Raw genomic sequence first — 2620 nt, 5'->3', positions numbered from 1 at the left:
CTGTCACCGGCCGTGTCGTCCGGCCCGATCACCGCGGCGGGCACGTCACCGACCAGCGCGGCGAACGCGGCCGGGGTCGGCGCCTCGTACAGGGCCCGGCTGCCCGGATCGACGCCCAGCGTCTCCCGGACCCGGGACAGCAGCCGGGCCGCCGCCGGCGAGTGGCCGCCGATGCGGAAGAAGTCCGACTCCGCCCGCACCCGGTGCCGGGGCAGGCCCACCACCTCGGCGAACAGGTCACGGACGATCTCCTGGATCGGCGTGCCGGGCTGGGTGAGCGGACGGTCGGCGGTGCGGGCGGGCACCGGCAGCGCCGCGCGGTCCACCCCGCCCGCGCCGTCCAGCGGCAGCGCCTCCACCGTCATCAGCACCGACGGCACCATGTGCTCCGCCAGCCGCTCCCGCAGATGGGCCCGCAGCACGACCTCCAGATCGACAGCGTGCTCGAAAGCGGCCGGAGTGCCGGCAAACCCCTCCACCCCCGCACCGCCGCACCCCACCCCGTCCCCCGACCCCGCCCCGCTGCCGCATCCCGCCCCGCTGCCGCCGCCGCTCCCGGACTCCGCCCCGGCGCCGGACCGCCTCCCGGTACCGGGCTCCGCCCCGATCCCCGGACCAGCCCCGGCGCCGGACCCCGCCCCGGCGGCCGCCGCCGCGTACACGCCCGTCACCGCACCCGCGGGCACCCGCGCGGGATCGAGCAGGACGATGTCGAGGAGCTCGGGGCTCTCCCCCCAGGTCGGCAGCGCCCGGTAGCCCAGATGCTCGGCCCGCTCGCACAGCGCCTCCACATCGGGCGCCACAGCGTCCTGCGGCGGCAGATCGACGCTCTCGCGGGGATCGAAGAGGGACCGCATCGCCGCGTACTCGTCGTGCACCCGCCGGTTGGGCACCCCGCTCAGACGCAGCACGGCCGGACGCGCCGCCACCACCCGGTCCACCACCTCCAGCCCTCCCGCCACGTCCGCACCCCAGCGCACGACGGGCACACCGGAGAGGTCGGCGACCGGCTCGGCGGTGGAGAGCACCACGTCATAGCGGTAGCGGGACAGCTCGTTGTGGTGCACCCCCCGCTTGAGGCGCACGTCGACCGCACGCACCCGGGGCAGCTCCCGGGCCAGCGCACCGAACAGGGCGGGGGAGAGCAGCAGCTCGGTCTCCGTGGCCACCCGATGCCCGATACCGCGGCGCAGCGCCTCCCGGTCACCCCCCACGCCGCCCGGCCGGGCCAGCGCGATCCCGGTCTGCAGACAGCAGGCCAGATCCAGGCTGCGCACATCGCCCAGGAAGAGCGAGCCGCCCGGGGCGAGCAGCGGCAGCACCCGCTCCAGGACCGTGCGCAGCCGGGCCAGGCCCGGCAGGTACTGCACCACCGAGTTGACGACGACCGCGTCGAAGTGACCCGCGGGCAGTCCGCCGGTGTCCTCGGCGCCACGGCAGTCCAGCCGCACCTTGTCCTTCAACAGCGCATCCGCCTCCACCCGCGCGCCGAGCGCGGCGACGGCGGCGGGGGAGAAGTCGGTGGCCCAGTACTCCTGGACCTCCTCCTCACGCGCGAGGTGGGCCAGCAGCAGCCCGCTGCCCACCCCGATCTCCAGCACCCGGCGGCGCGGCAGCTCCCTGATCCGGTCGAGGGTGGCGTACTGCCACTCCCGCAGCTCCTCGAGCGGGATCGGCAGGGCGTCGTAACTGCTGTTCCAGCCGGTGAAGTCGTCCCCCAGCCCACGGGCCGCGGCGCTGGCGTGGAGCGCCTCGTGGATCTCCTTCCACCGCGCGGTCTGCGCGTCCTGATCGGCGGCCGCCGCAGCCGGCCCGGCCGGCACCACATGCGCCACCAGGTGCCTGCCGCCGTCCGCACCCTCGTACACGGACACCGCGGCGGCCGACACCGCCGGGTGCGCGCCCAGCACCGACTCGACCTCACCGAGCCGAAAACGCCGCCCGCACACCTCGACCCACTCCTCAACCCGTTCGACCCGCTCCTCGACCCGTCCGACCCGCTCCTGCGCCCGTCCGGCCTCCTCCCGCCCGTCGTCGCCGCCCGAGCGGCCGGCGGGCAGGCCACCCGACGCCAGAGCGCCCCACACCGCGAACGCGACCGCCTCGAAGGCCTGCCCCGCACCGGTTCGGCCCGCCACACCGGCGGGCTCCGGCCGCGCGGGGGCGGCGGAGCGCACGAGGTCCAGCACCGCGCGATGCGGCACGACGACCCCCTCGACGCCGCCGCAGGCGTACCAGACACACAAGGCGTCGTCCGGGCCGGCGGTCTGCTCGGGCAGGGCGTCGCAGCGCCGGGCGATCTCGGGCGCCTCGGCGTCCAGCGCGAGGACCACCGTGTCCAGGCCCGCGTAGTCCGCGACGCCCGCACTCCCGGTCAGCACCGCCACGGCCGCACTGTCCCGCACGATCAGCCGCCGCCGCTCCACGCGGTCCGCGGGATCCAGGGGGACATAGGCCGCTCCGGCCCGCACGATCCCGAGGAAGGCCGTCACCGTCTCCGGGCCCGGCCGCAGCGAGGTCACCACCCGGTCGCCCCGGCCGATGCCGCGCGCCCGCAGATGCGCGGCGAGACGGTTGGCCGCGCGGCCCAGCTCCCGGTAGGTGAGCCGGCCGTCACGGC

At 76.6% G+C, this 2620-nt stretch carries 1 protein-coding gene; it reads right to left on the bottom strand.

The features are described from left to right. The coding region (locus ACWEBX_RS39055; RefSeq protein WP_451889453.1) for an AMP-binding protein at window positions 1-2620 on the bottom strand (2620 nt) is incomplete at both ends.

The organism is Streptomyces sp. NPDC005070 (assembly GCF_053600395.1).
This window is presented reverse-complemented; position numbering and strand designations above follow the sequence as displayed.